This is a genomic window from Vibrio sp. Vf1514, assembly GCF_052076135.1.
GTDB lineage: Bacteria > Pseudomonadota > Gammaproteobacteria > Enterobacterales > Vibrionaceae > Vibrio > Vibrio furnissii.
Map to the genome: position 1 here is coordinate 1,005,354 of NZ_CP197267.1, position 15,553 is coordinate 1,020,906.

Genomic DNA, 15,553 nt, shown 5'->3' on the forward strand with positions numbered 1-15,553 from the left:
GTATCGGGCAATGAGGCCATTTCTCACCATAATGAAAGCCTTATAGAGCGATGTATCACATGGAACAGTCATTCTTTTCTAAAGTCGGCAACATAACCGATAAGGTCGAAGAGACGTTAATCGCCTTCTTCCTCGGTGCCATGACGTTGTTAACTTTCGTCAACGTTATTATGCGTTATCTATTCAACGACAATATTCTTTGGGCCCTTGAGCTTACCGTTTTCATGTTTGCATGGATGGTGCTGGTGGGCGCTTCCTATGGCGTGAAAAAGCACTTCCACATCGGCGTTGATGTGATGATCAACCTTGTCCCAGAGAGCGGGCGCAAGCTGATGGCCCTGTTTGCGGTCGGCTGCTGTCTTGCTTTCTCCATTTTGCTGTTGATTGGGTCTTGGAACTATTGGTATCCGTTTGTTTCTGAGCGCGCTTGGTATGAAACGGACGATATTCCGATGCCAGACATGCTGCAGTTTCTAGCGGATTGGTTAAACGAAGGCGAAGCGTACGAGAAAATGCCGCGCTTTATTCCTTACATGGCGTTGCCGTTGGGCATGGCGCTGCTGACGTTCCGTTTTCTGCAAGTGGGTTATCAGGTGCTGACGGGCGAGTTGGATCGCATCATTGCGGGTCACGAAGCAGAAGAAGATCTTGAAGCGCTGAAGGAAGAGCTGAAAGGTGCAGGGGAAGCCATGATGGCGACGCCTGAATCGCGCGACAATGGGAAGGAGAAGTAAACCATGGCGATTTTGCTGTTATTTTTGATGGTGGTTGGCTTCATGCTTGCAGGCGTGCCGATCGCGGTCTCACTGGGATTGTCCAGTATTCTGTTTTTGATGTGGCACTCTGAAGCGTCCCTCGCGTCGGTGGCACAAACGTTGTTTAACGCCTTTGAAGGGCACTACACCTTGCTGGCGATTCCGTTCTTTATTTTGGCATCCAGTTTCATGTCGACCGGTGGTGTGGCAAAACGGATTATTCGCTTTGCGATTGCGATGGTGGGTTGGTTCCGTGGTGGTTTGGCGGTCGCTTCCGTGGTGGCGTGTATGATGTTCGCGGCGCTGTCGGGTTCGTCACCGGCTACCGTGGTGGCGATCGGTAGTATCGTGATTGCGGGCATGGTGAAAAATGGTTACACCAAAGAATTCGCCGCTGGCGTGATTTGTAACGCGGGTACGTTGGGCATTTTGATCCCGCCCTCGATTGTGATGGTGGTGTACTCGGCGGCGACCAACGTATCAGTTGGCCGTATGTTCCTCGGTGGCGTGATTCCGGGCTTGCTGGCGGGTTTGATGCTGATCATCGCGATTTACATCACGGCGCGTGTGAAAAATCTGCCTAAACAGCCGTTTGTTGGCTGGAAAGAGGCGATAGCAGCCGCGAAAGATGCGAGCTGGGGCTTGCTGCTGGTGGTCATCATTCTGGGGGGCATTTACGGGGGGATTTTCACGCCCACTGAAGCGGCGGCAGTTGCGGCAGTGTACTCATTTCTGATCGCCAACTTTATCTACCGCGACATGGGGCCGTTTGCCGACAAGACCAACACCAAACCGGCGATCGTCAAAGTGTTTGAGTCACTCATCCATAAAGACACCAAAGCCACGTTATTTGATGCCGGTAAATTGACCATCATGTTGCTGTTCATCATCGCCAATGCGCTGATTCTGAAACACGTGCTTACGGAAGAGCGTGTACCGCAAATGATCACCGAATCAATGCTGTCGGCAGGCTTAGGCCCGATCACCTTCCTGATTGTGGTCAACGTGTTGCTGCTGATTGGTGGCCAGTTTATGGAGCCATCCGGTCTGCTGATCATCGTGGCGCCACTGGTGTTCCCTATCGCGATTGCATTGGGTATTGACCCGATTCACCTTGGCATCATGATGGTGGTGAACATGGAAATCGGCATGATCACGCCGCCGGTCGGGCTCAACTTATTTGTCACCGCCGGGGTGGCGAAAATGTCGATGATGAATGTGGTCAAGGCGGCACTGCCATGGGTTGGTGTGATGTTCTTGTTCCTGCTTATCGTCACGTACGTGCCTTGGGTTTCGACGTGGTTACCGACCATGCTGATGGGACCGGAAATTATCACCAAGTAATCCCGTGCCGTGCATGATTTAGAAAAGTTAGACTTCCTTGTTCACAGGCTTGTGCGACCTCCTTCGCGAGGGCGCCAAGCCTGTTCTTCGTTCGCCAAGCCTGCTCAGGCTTTGTACATCTCTTTATCAATGCGATATTTCTGCATTTTGTCGTATAGGGTTTTACGCGGAATCGCCAGCACTTCCATGGTGTGTTTGATGCTGCCGTTGCACTCAACCAGCGCTTTTTCGATGGCGACTTTTTCAAATTCGGCCACTTGGTCGGTTAGGCTTAGGCTGAGGGTGGTGGTCGGTGCGTCATCCAATTGTGCTAGTTTGCCCAGCAGCACAAATCGCTCGGCCACATTGCGCAGCTCTCGCACGTTGCCGGGCCAGTCGTGATTCATCAAATGTTGTAGATCTTGGCTGGCGAGCGCCGTTGCGGCTTTGCCATAGCGTGCGGCGGCAACGAGCAGAAAATGGTGAAACAGGGTTGGAATGTCTTCTTTGCGCTCGCGAAGCGGTGGTAAATCGAGCGTGACGATGTTGAGTCGATAGTAAAGATCTTGACGAAATGTCCCTTCCATCGCCGCTTGTCGCAGATCGACTTTGGTGGCAGCAATCACCCGAATATTCAGTGGAATGAGCTCGTTCGAACCGACTCGTTCAATCACGCGCTCTTGCAGCACACGCAGCAAACGGATTTGCGCCTGCATCGGCATGGATTCAATTTCATCCAGAAACAGGGTGCCGCCTTGTGCGTGTTCAAACTTACCGATGCGTTTGGCATCGGCGCCAGTAAACGCCCCTTTTTCGTGGCCGTACAGCTCACTTTCAATCAGATTTTCCGGCACTGCGCCGCAGTTGACTGCAACGAAATTCTGCTCGCGGCGCGAGCTCTGTTCATGTAGCGAACGGGCAATGAGTTCTTTTCCTGTGCCAGTTTCGCCAAACAGCAAAATGTCAGCATCGGTATCGGCGATATGCGCAATGGTCTCGCGCAGTTCTTGAATGCTAGCGGTTTCGCCGATGATACGCGGGCCAAGTGTTTGGCTGGCTTTCAGGCTACGTTTGAGCTGTTGGTTTTCGATCGTCAGTTTGCGCTTTTCCATCGCGCGGCTGACAGTTTCCATCAAGCGCTCGGGGGCGAAGGGTTTCTCGATGAAGTCGTAGGCGCCGTCGTGCATTGCTTGTACTGCCATCGAAATATCGCCGTGCCCGGTAATTAAAATCACGGGTACGTCCGCGTCTTGATGACGAATGGTAGCCAGCAGGTTTTGACCGCTCAATCCCGGTAAACAAATATCGGTCACCACCACCAGCGGTAACCCCGCTTGTTTGATGGCCAGCAGCGCTTCTTCGGCGCTGGCAAAAAAACGCGCGCGAATATCTGCCAGTTCAAAACTCTGTTCAATGGCAATGCGAATATCGGTTTCATCGTCGATAAAAAATACGTCGCACATATTACGTTCCTTGCGTTGATTCTGTGGTGGGGGCGGCCAATGCAGGCAAATGAATGGTGAAGCGCGCGCCGCCAAGGGGCGAAGTTGATGCGGTGAGGTTGCCATTCATGCTTTGCATAATTTGTTGGGAAATCGACAAACCCAGCCCCAACCCATTCTGTTTGGTGGTAAAAAACGGTTCGAACAGATGCTCAATTTTGTCTTGGCCAAGGCCGGGGCCGTTGTCATCGACATGAATCAGCGTGCCGTCCTCTTCGCTCAGCAGCGTGATGGCGACGCATCGAGATTCTTGCCCGTCCAAAGCCTGCATGGCGTTGGTCAGCAGGTTGATCAGAACCTGTTCCAACTGAATCGGATTGACACTGGCCCACACAGGCGCTTGCGGCGTCTGAATGTTGAGGTCGATATAGTGCGATTTGAACTGGGGCTGCATCAGCTCTTTGGCATACACCACAATCGGGTAGAGTTGGACGTCCGCGGTTTCATCGCTGCTACTTTTGCGTGCAAAAGATTTCAACTGCTCACTGATTTTCGCCATGCGCTCGGTGAGGCCAGAAATGCGCGCGAGGTTTTCATCGGTGCGCTTTGACTTGCCGCTGGCGAGAAAACGACGGCCATTATCGGCAAAGCTACGAATCGCGGCCAATGGGTTATTCAGTTCGTGACTGATACTGGCCGACATTTGACCGAGTACCGCCAATTTGGCCGCTTGAATCAGCTCGTTTTGCGTTTGACGTAACGCTTGTTCGGCTCGAATGCGTTCGTCGATTTCAGCGTGCAGTTTGGCGGTGCGTTCCATCACCAAAAATTCTAGCTTCTGTTTGGCTTCCACCTGCAATTGCTCAATTTGGCGTTGGCGCACCTGACGATGGTGCGCAAGCAATAGCACGAGATAGACAATCGCAAACACCATGGTCAGAATCATCACAAAGCCAAACACATCCCAGAATACATTCATCTTAGGTGAGAGGACGCGAATGGTGAGATCGGGGTTACTCAAGCTACGGCTGGAGACGATAAAGTCGCCTTTGATCCAACCTTGTCGATAGTTGAACCACTCCGTTTCTTGCGCGGTAAAGTCGCCGTTTAAGCCTAGCGAGGCGATCGGTTTGTCGAGGTATTGGCGACTGCTGCGAATGCGATCGCGTGTTGCGTTGTTTAAGTCTTCCACGCTTTTAAACAGCCATTCTGGCTGACTGGACATGAACACCACTTGATTGGGGTCGGTGGCCACAAAATAACTGCGCTGGTTTTGCCAGTTCTCTTCGATGGCAGATAGATCCATTTTGACCACCACCACACCGAGTATTTCTGCGGCATAAACTACCGGGTAGGCATAGTAGTAGCCGCGCTGCCCGGATGTGGATCCAAGTGCAAAATATTGGCTGTTCGCCCCCGCGATCGATTGATAGAAATAGGGACGCCAAGCGAAATTACGGCCGATAAACGAGCGATCTAAGTTCCAGTTGCTGGCGGCAAGCGTGTTGCCATATTGATCGAGCAGATAGGTGTCCGCGGCTTGAATCACGTCGTTGACCTGTTCCAGATACCGATTGGTGACTTCAATTTGAGCGGTGTTGGTGGGGTGCATGAGTGCATCCACCAGTTCCTTATCTTTGGACAGTAAGCGCGGAATGTGGGCGTATTTGTCCAACTTGGCGGTGATCAAGCTGGAGAATTTATCCAACTGTGATTGATGGTCAAGCAGCAACGTCTGGTACTGATACCGCCAAACCAAATGCGTGGCAATGGCCGTTACCGTGATAAAGACAATAAAAAACAGCAGGCTAAGCCTACGAATTGACAACATCCTGAGTGTCCAATATTTACAATCCTTCTGAAGGAGTCATGATACTGGGTGTTGTCGCTGCCGTGCTCAAAAAGATGGCAAAATGAGAGTGCAAAACAAGAGCAAGATCTCTTTTTAAGCTTTTGAGGAAAAAAAAGCCTCGATTCCCTTGAAAAAGCCTTTATTGTCCCCATTTCAGAGCCATCCACACTTTCTATCTGGTGGAATTTTTAGCACTTGGTTGAGTTTTTAGGACATTGACCTTTCCCTGACGGGGGATTAGCTCGACAGCTAAACTTGAGGTCGGTAGAATGTCGCGTCTAAATTTTTGTCCTGAGACTAATCAGAGATACCTTTATCCGACGTGAATCGACAAAGATATCACTCATTAGTCCGGTATTCAGGCTAACTGAGCTTTTGAATATCGATGCTCAATATTTACAGTTAAAAGTGCTCTTAGGAGTGCAACACAAGGATGCAGCCGAAACGTAGTTTTGGCTCATGACGCTCAGGAGCCCTGAGCCAGTTTTGAGGTTTATAAACAATGCAAGTTACTGTTGAAACGCTAGAAGGCCTAGAGCGCCGTCTGAATATTACTGTTCCAGCTGCAAACATCGAAGATGCAGTGTCAGCTGAACTACGCAACATCGCGAAAAACCGTCGTTTCGATGGTTTCCGTAAAGGCAAAGTGCCAATGAAGATGGTTGCTAAGATGTACGGCAAAGCAGTACGTCAAGACGTTCTTGGTGAAGTGATGCAACGCCACTTCATCGAAGCGATCGTAAAAGAAAAGATCAACCCAGCTGGCGCACCAACATTTGCGCCAGTGGAAGCGAAAGAAGACGCAGATCTAGTCTTTACAGCAACTTTCGAAGTTTACCCAGAAGTTGAACTGAAAGGTCTGGAAAACATCACTGTTGAAAAACCAGCTGCAGAAATCACTGAAGCTGATGTGGCTGAAATGCTGGAAACACTGCGTAAGCAACAAGCAACTTGGAAAGAAGTTGACGAAGCTGCAGAAGAAGGCAAACGCGTTTCTATCGACTTCGTTGGTTCAATCGACGGCGTTGAATTCGAAGGCGGTAAAGCTGAAAACTTCCCTCTGGAAATGGGCGCAGGCCGCATGATCCCAGGTTTTGAAGACGGTATCGCGGGTAAAACCAAAGGTATGGAATTCGAAATCGACGTGACTTTCCCAGAAGATTACCACGCTGAAAACCTGAAAGGTAAAGCAGCGAAGTTCGCGATCAAAGTGAACAAAGTTGAAGCACGTGAACTGCCAGAAATGAACGACGAATTCGTTGCTAAATTTGGTGTTGCTGACGGCGGCGTTGACGCACTGAAAGCAGAAGTTCGTAAGAACATGGATCGCGAACTGAAACAAGCGATCAAAGCGCGTATCAAAGAGCAAGCGATTGAAGGTCTAGTCAAAGAGAACGACATCGACGTTCCTTCTGCACTGATCGACCAAGAGATCAACGTACTGCGTCAGCAAGCTGCACAACGTTTCGGCGGTAACATGGAAGCGGCTAGCCAGCTACCACGTGAACTGTTCGAAGAACAAGCAAAACGCCGCGTTGTTGTCGGCCTTCTGCTGGGTGAAGTGATCAAAGCTGAAGAGCTGAAAGCAGACGAAGAGAAAGTGAAAGCGCTGATCGAAGAGATGGCGACTGCTTACGAAGATCCAACTGAAGTGATTGCTTACTACGAGCAAAACGAGCAAATGATGAACAACATGCGTAACGTTGCTCTTGAAGAGCAAGCGATCGACGCTATCATTGCTAAAGCACAAGTAACTGAGAAAGCGATTAGCTTCAACGAGCTAATGAACCCACAAGTTGCTGCGTAATAAGCAAGTTGTCACGTAGAAAGGTTGACGACACGTCGCCTATTCTGCTAACAATGGTCCGTGTGATACCCATCATCCGGGCCATTTATTTTAGGGACATAAGACTATGAGCTACCAAGAAAAAAATGTAATGTCGCCAATTATTGACGCGCTAGTACCCATGGTGGTGGAACAGACGTCTCGTGGAGAGCGTTCATACGACATTTATTCTCGCTTGTTAAAAGACCGCGTGATTTTCTTAACGGGTCAAGTGGAAGATCACATGGCAAACCTTGTCGTGGCTCAACTGCTTTTCTTAGAATCTGAAAACCCTGATAAAGATATTTTCCTATACATCAACTCTCCGGGCGGTAGCGTGACTGCGGGTATGTCGATTTACGACACCATGCAGTTTATTAAGCCAAACGTGAGCACGCTGTGTATCGGACAAGCTTGTTCAATGGGCGCATTCCTGCTGGCTGGTGGTGCACCAGGTAAGCGTTATGTGCTGCCGAATTCACGTGTGATGATTCACCAGCCTTTGGGTGGTTTCCAAGGCCAGGCTTCAGACATTCAGATCCACGCTCAGGAAATCCTGACCATCAAGAACAAGCTGAACCGCTTGTTGGCAGACCACACCGGTCAGCCACTTGAAGTGATCGAACGTGACACCGACCGTGACAACTTCATGTCGGCGCAACAAGCAGTAGACTATGGTTTGGTGGACGCACTTTTGACCCATCGCGGCGAGTAACAGTTCCGGGAATTGTTTAACGCAATTTGGTTCAAATTGTTATACACTCAAACCATAACGAGTAAAGGCTAAGAGGTTAGCGAATGACAGACAAAAGCAAAGAGGGTGGTAGTAGTAAACTGCTGTACTGCTCTTTCTGTGGCAAAAGCCAGCACGAAGTTCGCAAGCTAATCGCAGGTCCATCTGTTTACATTTGTGACGAATGTGTCGACTTATGTAACGACATTATCCGTGAAGAAATCAAAGATGTGTTGCCGAAGAAAGAATCTTCAGCACTGCCGACTCCTCGTGAGATTCGTGAGCATCTAGATGACTATGTGATTGGCCAAGAACACGCGAAAAAAGTGCTCGCGGTTGCAGTTTATAACCACTACAAGCGTTTACGTAACGGTGATACAACGAGTGAAGGTGTGGAACTGGGTAAGAGTAACATTCTTCTTATCGGTCCAACTGGTAGTGGTAAAACACTGCTGGCGGAAACACTGGCTCGTTTCCTAGACGTACCGTTCACTATGGCGGACGCGACCACACTGACGGAAGCTGGTTACGTGGGTGAAGATGTAGAAAACATCATCCAGAAACTGCTCCAGAAATGTGATTACGACGTTGCTAAAGCTGAACGCGGTATCGTCTACATCGATGAAATCGACAAGATTTCACGTAAAGCTGAAAACCCATCGATCACGCGTGACGTGTCTGGTGAAGGGGTTCAGCAAGCGCTTTTGAAACTGGTTGAAGGCACAGTCGCTTCTGTACCACCTCAAGGTGGTCGTAAGCACCCTCAACAAGAGTTTCTGCAGGTAGATACTTCGAAGATCCTCTTTATCTGTGGCGGTGCATTCGCTGGCCTAGATAAAGTGATTGAACAACGTGTGGCAACGGGAACCGGTATCGGTTTCGGTGCTGAAGTTCGTTCTAAAGATGAAAGTAAATCACTGAGTGAGCTGTTTACTCAAGTGGAACCGGAAGATTTGGTGAAATATGGTTTGATTCCAGAATTCATCGGTCGTCTGCCTGTGACCGCAACATTGACAGAATTGGATCAAGAAGCACTGATTCAAATTCTGTGTGAACCAAAGAACGCATTGACCAAGCAATATGCTGCTCTGTTTGAGTTGGAAAATGTGAATCTGGAGTTCCGCGAAGATGCACTTCGCGCCATTGCCGCTCGTGCAATGAAGCGTAAAACAGGGGCTCGTGGCCTGCGTTCTATTCTTGAGAACGTTTTGCTTGAGACCATGTATGAACTGCCTTCGATGACCGAAGTAGAGAAAGTGGTGATTGACGAATCCGTGATTAACGGTGAGTCTGAGCCGCTGCTGATTTACACCGGAAGCGAAAGTCAGGCCGCTGGCGCTGAGTAAAACAGAACGTTAAAACATCAAAGGAGGTATTTAATACCTCCTTTTTTTTATTCTGTCATTGAATCCAGTTAGTTAGCCCCCATATACTGCGATATATAGAAAAGCGGAAGAGAGATAAATATGAACTTGGAACGTTCCGAGCGTATCGAGATCCCTGTACTACCTCTGCGCGATGTGGTGGTGTATCCACATATGGTAATTCCTCTGTTTGTTGGTCGTGAAAAGTCGATTCAATGCCTAGAAGCAGCGATGGACAACAACAAACAGGTTCTTCTGGTCGCGCAAAAACAGCCGGAAACCGACGAACCGAAAATCACCGATCTATTTGATGTCGGTACAGTTGCAACCATTCTCCAGCTACTGAAACTGCCAGATGGCACTGTGAAAGTGCTTGTGGAAGGTCAGCAGCGCGCGAAAATCACCCAAATCCAAGAGGGTGAGTTCTTCTCGGCAGAAGCTGAGTACATGCTCACCCCAGAACTTGATGACAAAGAGCAAGAAGTGATCGTTCGCAGTGCGATCAATCAGTTCGAAGGCTTCATCAAGCTGAACAAAAAAATTCCACCGGAAGTGCTGACGTCTTTGAACGGCATCGATGAGGCGGCGCGCCTTGCCGATACCATCGCAGCACACATGCCTTTGAAACTCATCGACAAGCAAAAAGTGCTGGAAATTTTGGACGTCTCTGAGCGTTTGGAATTCTTGATGGGTCAAATGGAATCTGAAATCGATCTGCTGCAAGTTGAAAAGCGCATTCGCAACCGCGTGAAAAAGCAGATGGAGAAATCTCAGCGTGAATACTATCTGAATGAACAAATGAAGGCGATTCAGAAAGAGCTGGGTGAAATGGATGACGCGCCAGATGAATTCGAAGCGCTGAAACAGAAAATCGATGAATCGAAGATGCCAAAAGAGGCACGCGAGAAAACTGAGCAGGAACTGCAAAAGCTGAAAATGATGTCTCCGATGTCAGCCGAAGCGACAGTTGTGCGCAGTTACATTGATTGGATGGTGAGCGTGCCTTGGAACAAACGTTCCAAAGTGAAAAAAGATCTCTCGAAAGCAGAAGAGATTTTGAACGCTGATCACTACGGCCTAGAGCGCGTGAAAGAACGTATTCTGGAATACCTCGCGGTACAAAGCCGTATCAACAAGCTGAAAGGCCCGATCTTGTGCCTTGTTGGGCCTCCAGGTGTGGGTAAAACCTCGCTGGGTCGCTCAATTGCAGCAGCCACGGGGCGTAAATACGTTCGCATGGCGCTGGGTGGTGTTCGTGATGAAGCGGAAATCCGTGGTCACCGTCGTACATACATCGGCTCACTGCCGGGTAAATTGATTCAGAAAATGGCTAAAGTTGGGGTAAAAAACCCACTGTTCCTGTTGGATGAAATCGACAAGATGTCGTCTGATATGCGCGGCGACCCTGCTTCTGCGCTGTTGGAAGTGCTTGACCCAGAACAGAACAACTCGTTTAACGACCACTACCTTGAAGTGGACTACGATTTGTCGGATGTGATGTTTGTTGCGACCTCAAACTCAATGAACATTCCAGGTCCTTTGCTCGACCGTATGGAAGTGATTCGTTTGTCGGGTTACACCGAAGATGAGAAACTGAATATCGCGAAACGCCACTTGGTGAACAAACAGATCGAACGTAACGGTTTGAAACCTAGCGAAATCGTGATTGAAGATTCAGCAATTATTGGCATCATTCGTTACTACACACGCGAAGCGGGCGTGCGTAGCCTAGAGCGTGAGATTTCTAAGATCTGTCGCAAGGCCGTGAAGAAAATTCTGCTCAATGGCGGCGTGAAAACGGTCACCGTGAATCAAGAGAACTTGAAAGAGTTCCTTGGCGTGCAGCGTTTCGACTTTGGTAAAGCGGATGAATTCAACCGCATCGGTCAGGTCACTGGCTTGGCCTGGACCGAAGTTGGGGGCGATCTGCTGACCATTGAAACGCAGTCAATGCTGGGTAAAGGGAAGCTGACGCAAACCGGTTCGCTGGGCGATGTCATGCAGGAATCGATTCAGGCGGCGATGACCGTGGTACGTTCTCGCGCAGACAAACTGGGTATCAACCCCGATTTCTACGAAAAACGCGATATTCACGTACACGTGCCGGAAGGAGCAACACCGAAAGATGGCCCAAGTGCCGGTACCGCGATGTGTACTGCTTTGGTTTCATGTTTGACGGGGAATCCGGTAAAAGCGGAAGTGGCGATGACTGGCGAAATTACCCTGCGTGGTGAAGTCTTGCCTATTGGTGGTCTGAAAGAAAAACTGTTGGCCGCACACCGTGGTGGCATCAAAACGGTTCTGATTCCGAAAGACAATGAACGTGATCTGGAAGAGATTCCGGACAATGTCATCGCTGATCTGAAGGTGATCCCAGTACGCTGGATCGATGAAGTGTTGAAGGTTGCACTTGAAAATGACCCGACTGGTGTCGAGTTTGACGCTAAAAAATAGTGATGTGCAGCAAAAATAAGTAAAAGTTTACGCTGATAGGCTGAAAAAGGCTTGTCAGCGTTTTTTTTGGGCGCTAACGTTACTCACTAGGCCTCCAGCCCAGTTGTAACAAGGCTTTAGGCCAGTTTTTAACATTAATGGAACGAAATAGGCGCCGAACAAAATAATAATTGGTGACCGAAGGGGAATTCACAGTGAATAAAACACAATTAGTAGAACAAATCGCAGCGAACGCTGACATCTCTAAAGCTTCAGCTGGCCGTGCACTTGATGCATTCATTGAAGCCGTAAGCGACACGCTTCAATCTGGCGATCAGGTGGCTCTTGTTGGCTTTGGTACATTTGCAGTCCGTACTCGCGCTGCTCGCACAGGTCGTAACCCGAAGACTGGTGAAGAAATCCAAATCGCAGAAGCTAAAGTTCCTGCGTTCAAAGCAGGCAAAGCACTTAAAGACGCTTGCAACTAATTAGAATTATGGTTTTGCCGCTTTGAGGCAAAATTAATTCGAACCTTTTGAAATTATGCGCATCATACTGATGCGCATTTCTTTTTCTGATATTATCGCGCTATTCAATTTTGGCTGAAGTGTGTCACTTCAAACCCGGAGAGCAGTAAAACTATGATGGATCGATTACGCGAAGGCGTGAACAGCATCGCGGTAAAAATTATCCTAGGACTAATCATCCTTTCTTTTATCTTCGCAGGGGTAGGTAACTACCTGATCAGCGGCAGCAATAACGCAGCAGCCAAAGTCGGCGGCACAGAAATTGGCCGCGGTGAATTCGAACAAGCCTACCAGAACGAACGCAATCGCATGCAATCGCAACTGGGCGATTACTTCTCTAATTTATTGGCAGATCCTGAATACGTCGCATCTTTCCGTAAATCTGTACTGGATCGCATGATCAACGATTTGCTATTGGACCAACACGCGCAAGCGCTGGGTCTACGTGTGAGCGATACCCAAATTCGCCAAATGATTCTGGATATGCCGCAGTTCCAAACCGATGGCAAATTTGATCAAGAGATCTATCAATCTGCATTACGCCGTGCTGGCTTCTCACCTGACTCGTTCGCTGAATACATGCGTCGTGACCTCGTGCGTAACCAGCTTCTGTCTGCATTGCAAGGCAGCGAATTCACACTGAAAGGTGAAGTGGAAGCGCAAGGTGAATTGATCACACAAACGCGTGACATTCGCACCATCACGCTGTCACCGGCAGAGTTTGCAAAAAGTATTGAACTGAGCGATGACGAAATCGAGCAGTACTACAAACAAAATTCTGAACGTTACACGCGTCCAGAACAGGTCAAACTGTCTTACATCGAATTGTCGGCTGAACAGCTGAAGAACGCGATCACCATTAGTGATGAGCAAGCCAAGCAGTACTATGAAAGCCACATGGACAAGTACTCATCTGCAGAGCAACGTCAAGTGAGCCACATTCTGATTCAGGGTGATGATGAGAAAGCCGCGCAAGCCATTCTTGACGAGTTGAATGCAGGTGCCGACTTCGCAACACTCGCGAAAGAAAAATCGCAAGACATCGGCAGTGCAGAAGAGGGTGGCTCATTAGGTTGGATTGAACATGACACCATGGATCCTGCGTTTGAAAGCGCAGCGTTTGCACTCAAGAAAGCGGGTGACGTGAGTGGTTTGGTCAAATCAGATTTCGGGTACCACATCATCAAACTAGACGATGTGAAAGCGCCCGTTGCGAAGCCGTATGCAGAGGTCGCAGCAGACATCAAATCTGAGCTAAAAGACCAACAGGCGATCGACAAGTTCTATGAGTTACAGACCGAACTAGAAAAAGTGGCGTTTGAATCTCCAGATTCGCTGGACGATGCAGCCAAAGCGATTTCTGCGCACATCGTCAGCACGGACTTCGTCTCTGAACAGCAGCTACCTAAAGCGCTTAACAATGCAGATGTATTGAAAGCGATTCAATCACCAGAAGTGAAAGAAGACGGCCTGAACTCCGAAGCCATTGAAGTGGCGCCTGAACACGTGGTTGTGGTTCGTGTTGAAGAGTCTCGTCCTGAAATGGTATTGCCACTGAACGAAGTGAAAGACCAAGTGGTTGCGCAGCTGTCGAAATTGAAAGGTGAACAACAAGCTTTGGCGTTGGCAAGTCAATTGGTGGATGGTCTGAAAAAAGGTGATCTGTCATTACTTGAACAACATCAACTGGCGTTCGGTGAACTGAACATGATCGACCGCAGTTCTCCACTGGCTGGTACGGTGTATGCGATGGCTAAACCTGCTGATGGTGCCGTGACTTACGCGCAGGCGAAAGACTTTGATGGCAACATCGTGGTGGTTGAGTTGGATAAAGTGGAAGCGAAAGTGAATCCACAATACAACGAGCAGATTGGTGCGCAATTGGCACGAATGGGCGTTCAACAAGATCTGGCGGGTGTGCTCAGCGTATTGCGCCAAAATGCGGATATCAAATATTACGCTGTGAGCCAGTAATTGCTCTGAGTGTAATTGATATGTTTGACAAAATGGGCTGCGTTTGCAGCCCATTTCATTTCTGTTTAAACCCTCTGTGCTGAATGAAAGTGCTTGCTCTATCATCGCTGCTCTGATGATTTGCAAGGAGCACATGAGATGAAGTTCAACACATATTGGCTGGCCTTTCTGCTGGCGATTTGTTGGCCCGTCACGCATGCGATGGCCGCTGATAGCGCGCAGGTGAGTGATGAAATTGAAATCACGGTCAACATCAACACCGCCCCTGCCGAAGAGTTGGCAACCTTACTCAAAGGCATTGGATTGAAAAAAGCACAGGCCATCGTCGAGTACCGTGAAGCCAATGGCGCTTTTCAATCCAAACAGGAATTGACTCAGGTAAAAGGTATCGGTCCTTCGATAGTGGCCAAAAATAACGACCGCATTCTGTTATAAGTTGCCGTTATCACTGTTAAAAACTCAGGTCTTCGATCTGAGTTTTTCTTACGTAGTTTTTGCTTAAAAATGCGTCCTTTTTTACATCCATCCTAGCGCCTGACCTCGAATCCCTTTATAATTTGCCGCCGGTAAATCGCAGACAACGTCAGTCGCGAACAAAAATAAAGTGGAGTAAAACATGTCCTCTCATACACCGGTGATTACCGTTGATGGACCAAGCGGAGCGGGTAAAGGCACACTTTGCATGCTGTTGGCTAACAAACTCGGTTTTCATCTTTTAGATTCTGGAGCCATCTACCGTGTGCTTGCGCTTGCTGCAATTCATCATGGTGTCGACACCGAATCCGAAGACGCACTTGTGCCGCTAGCGACGCATCTGGATGTTCAGTTCATCGCTGAGGGTGATTTGGTGAAAGTCATTCTGGAAGGCGAAGATGTCTCGAAAGAGCTGCGCAAAGAAGAAACCGGCATGGCTGCGTCGAAAGTGGCTGCTTTACCCCGTGTTCGTGAAGCGCTGCTGCGCAGACAACGCGCATTTGCCGACGGCAAAGGCTTGGTTGCCGATGGCCGTGATATGGGAACCGTGGTCTTCCCTCAGGCTGAAGCCAAAATTTTCCTCGATGCAAGTGCGGAGGAACGCGCCCGTCGTCGTTTCAAGCAGTTGCAACTCAAGGGGCTTGATGTTAAATTTGACGCCCTTTTGAGCGAAATCCAAGAGCGTGACGATCGCGATCGTAACCGCCCAGTGGCGCCACTACGCCCTGCTGAGGATGCGCTGTTGCTGGATTCCACTGAAATGTCTATCGACGAAGTGGTGGTAAAAGCACTACAATATATCGAATCGAAGCTGGCGGAATAAACCACGTCAGTTAAGAGCGTCGGTCGCA

The 15,553-nt window shown here is 49.0% G+C and carries 12 protein-coding genes and 1 pseudogene; 11 read left to right on the forward strand and 2 right to left on the reverse strand.

Annotation, left to right across the window (positions count from 1 at the left end):
• Nucleotides 1–59 precede the first annotated feature (59 nt).
• Together ACS18Q_RS04680 and ACS18Q_RS04685 are read left to right on the forward strand one after the other, a co-directional pair.
• Entirely contained in the window at nt 60–734 is a 675-nt protein-coding gene (locus ACS18Q_RS04680; RefSeq protein ID WP_004726518.1) for a TRAP transporter small permease, read from the forward strand.
• A 3-nt stretch (nt 735–737) separates the two neighbouring features.
• Entirely contained in the window at nt 738–2,099 is a 1,362-nt protein-coding gene (locus ACS18Q_RS04685) for a TRAP transporter large permease (RefSeq protein WP_014205413.1), read from the forward strand.
• Nucleotides 2,100–2,203: 104 nt separating this feature from the next.
• Here the strand turns inward: ACS18Q_RS04685 and ACS18Q_RS04690 are convergent, their stop codons facing one another.
• Nucleotides 2,204–3,541: a sigma-54-dependent transcriptional regulator gene (locus tag ACS18Q_RS04690; RefSeq protein WP_441257463.1), complete on the reverse strand. Its 1,338-nt coding sequence runs from the start codon at nt 3,539–3,541 to the stop codon at nt 2,204–2,206.
• Between the two features lies 1 nt (nt 3,542).
• Complete coding sequence (locus ACS18Q_RS04695) at nt 3,543–5,351, reverse strand: ATP-binding protein (protein ID WP_441257464.1); 1,809 nt, start codon at nt 5,349–5,351, stop codon at nt 3,543–3,545.
• Between the two features lie 69 nt (nt 5,352–5,420).
• On the opposite strand from ACS18Q_RS04695, the pseudogene ACS18Q_RS04700 reads away from it, so the two are divergent.
• The 9 genes and pseudogenes from ACS18Q_RS04700 to cmk all read left to right on the forward strand — a co-directional run.
• A pseudogene (locus ACS18Q_RS04700) lies at nt 5,421–5,564 on the forward strand (TolB protein); the annotation flags it as partial.
• Nucleotides 5,565–5,874: 310 nt separating this feature from the next.
• The gene (gene tig / locus ACS18Q_RS04705; protein ID WP_441257465.1) at nt 5,875–7,179 is read left to right on the forward strand and encodes a trigger factor; all 1,305 of its coding nucleotides are present in this window, start codon (nt 5,875–5,877) and stop codon (nt 7,177–7,179) included.
• Between the two features lie 106 nt (nt 7,180–7,285).
• Nucleotides 7,286–7,912 carry an ATP-dependent Clp endopeptidase proteolytic subunit ClpP gene (gene clpP / locus ACS18Q_RS04710; RefSeq protein ID WP_004726508.1) on the forward strand — a complete coding sequence of 209 codons (627 nt, stop codon included), beginning with the start codon at nt 7,286–7,288 and terminating at the stop codon, nt 7,910–7,912.
• An 83-nt stretch (nt 7,913–7,995) separates the two neighbouring features.
• Nucleotides 7,996–9,276, forward strand: a complete 1,281-nt coding sequence (gene clpX, locus ACS18Q_RS04715) for an ATP-dependent protease ATP-binding subunit ClpX (protein WP_004726506.1) — start codon at nt 7,996–7,998, stop codon at nt 9,274–9,276.
• Nucleotides 9,277–9,396: 120 nt separating this feature from the next.
• A complete protein-coding gene (gene lon, locus ACS18Q_RS04720; protein WP_004726504.1) occupies nt 9,397–11,748 on the forward strand; it encodes an endopeptidase La in 2,352 nt (783 codons plus the stop codon).
• A 194-nt stretch (nt 11,749–11,942) separates the two neighbouring features.
• Nucleotides 11,943–12,215 carry an HU family DNA-binding protein gene (locus tag ACS18Q_RS04725; protein WP_004726502.1) on the forward strand — a complete coding sequence of 91 codons (273 nt, stop codon included), beginning with the start codon at nt 11,943–11,945 and terminating at the stop codon, nt 12,213–12,215.
• Nucleotides 12,216–12,368: 153 nt separating this feature from the next.
• Complete coding sequence (gene ppiD, locus ACS18Q_RS04730; protein ID WP_055466333.1) at nt 12,369–14,228, forward strand: peptidylprolyl isomerase; 1,860 nt, start codon at nt 12,369–12,371, stop codon at nt 14,226–14,228.
• Nucleotides 14,229–14,366: 138 nt separating this feature from the next.
• A complete protein-coding gene (locus ACS18Q_RS04735; protein WP_441257466.1) occupies nt 14,367–14,663 on the forward strand; it encodes a ComEA family DNA-binding protein in 297 nt (98 codons plus the stop codon).
• Between the two features lie 181 nt (nt 14,664–14,844).
• Nucleotides 14,845–15,525 carry a (d)CMP kinase gene (cmk, locus tag ACS18Q_RS04740; RefSeq protein WP_038151335.1) on the forward strand — a complete coding sequence of 227 codons (681 nt, stop codon included), beginning with the start codon at nt 14,845–14,847 and terminating at the stop codon, nt 15,523–15,525.
• The last annotated feature ends 28 nt before the right edge of the window (nt 15,526–15,553 follow it).

Bases quoted from the DNA above. Each gene is read 5' to 3' on its own strand.
- ACS18Q_RS04680 (WP_004726518.1), top strand. From the start codon at position 60: ATGGAACAGTCATTCTTTTCTAAAGTCGGCAACATAACCGATAAGGTC.
- ACS18Q_RS04685 (WP_014205413.1), top strand. From the start codon at position 738: ATGGCGATTTTGCTGTTATTTTTGATGGTGGTTGGCTTCATGCTTGCA.
- ACS18Q_RS04690 (WP_441257463.1), bottom strand. From the start codon at position 3,541: ATGTGCGACGTATTTTTTATCGACGATGAAACCGATATTCGCATTGCC.
- ACS18Q_RS04695 (WP_441257464.1), bottom strand. From the start codon at position 5,351: ATGTTGTCAATTCGTAGGCTTAGCCTGCTGTTTTTTATTGTCTTTATC.
- tig (WP_441257465.1), top strand. From the start codon at position 5,875: ATGCAAGTTACTGTTGAAACGCTAGAAGGCCTAGAGCGCCGTCTGAAT.
- clpP (WP_004726508.1), top strand. From the start codon at position 7,286: ATGAGCTACCAAGAAAAAAATGTAATGTCGCCAATTATTGACGCGCTA.
- clpX (WP_004726506.1), top strand. From the start codon at position 7,996: ATGACAGACAAAAGCAAAGAGGGTGGTAGTAGTAAACTGCTGTACTGC.
- lon (WP_004726504.1), top strand. From the start codon at position 9,397: ATGAACTTGGAACGTTCCGAGCGTATCGAGATCCCTGTACTACCTCTG.
- ppiD (WP_055466333.1), top strand. From the start codon at position 12,369: ATGATGGATCGATTACGCGAAGGCGTGAACAGCATCGCGGTAAAAATT.
- ACS18Q_RS04735 (WP_441257466.1), top strand. From the start codon at position 14,367: ATGAAGTTCAACACATATTGGCTGGCCTTTCTGCTGGCGATTTGTTGG.
- cmk (WP_038151335.1), top strand. From the start codon at position 14,845: ATGTCCTCTCATACACCGGTGATTACCGTTGATGGACCAAGCGGAGCG.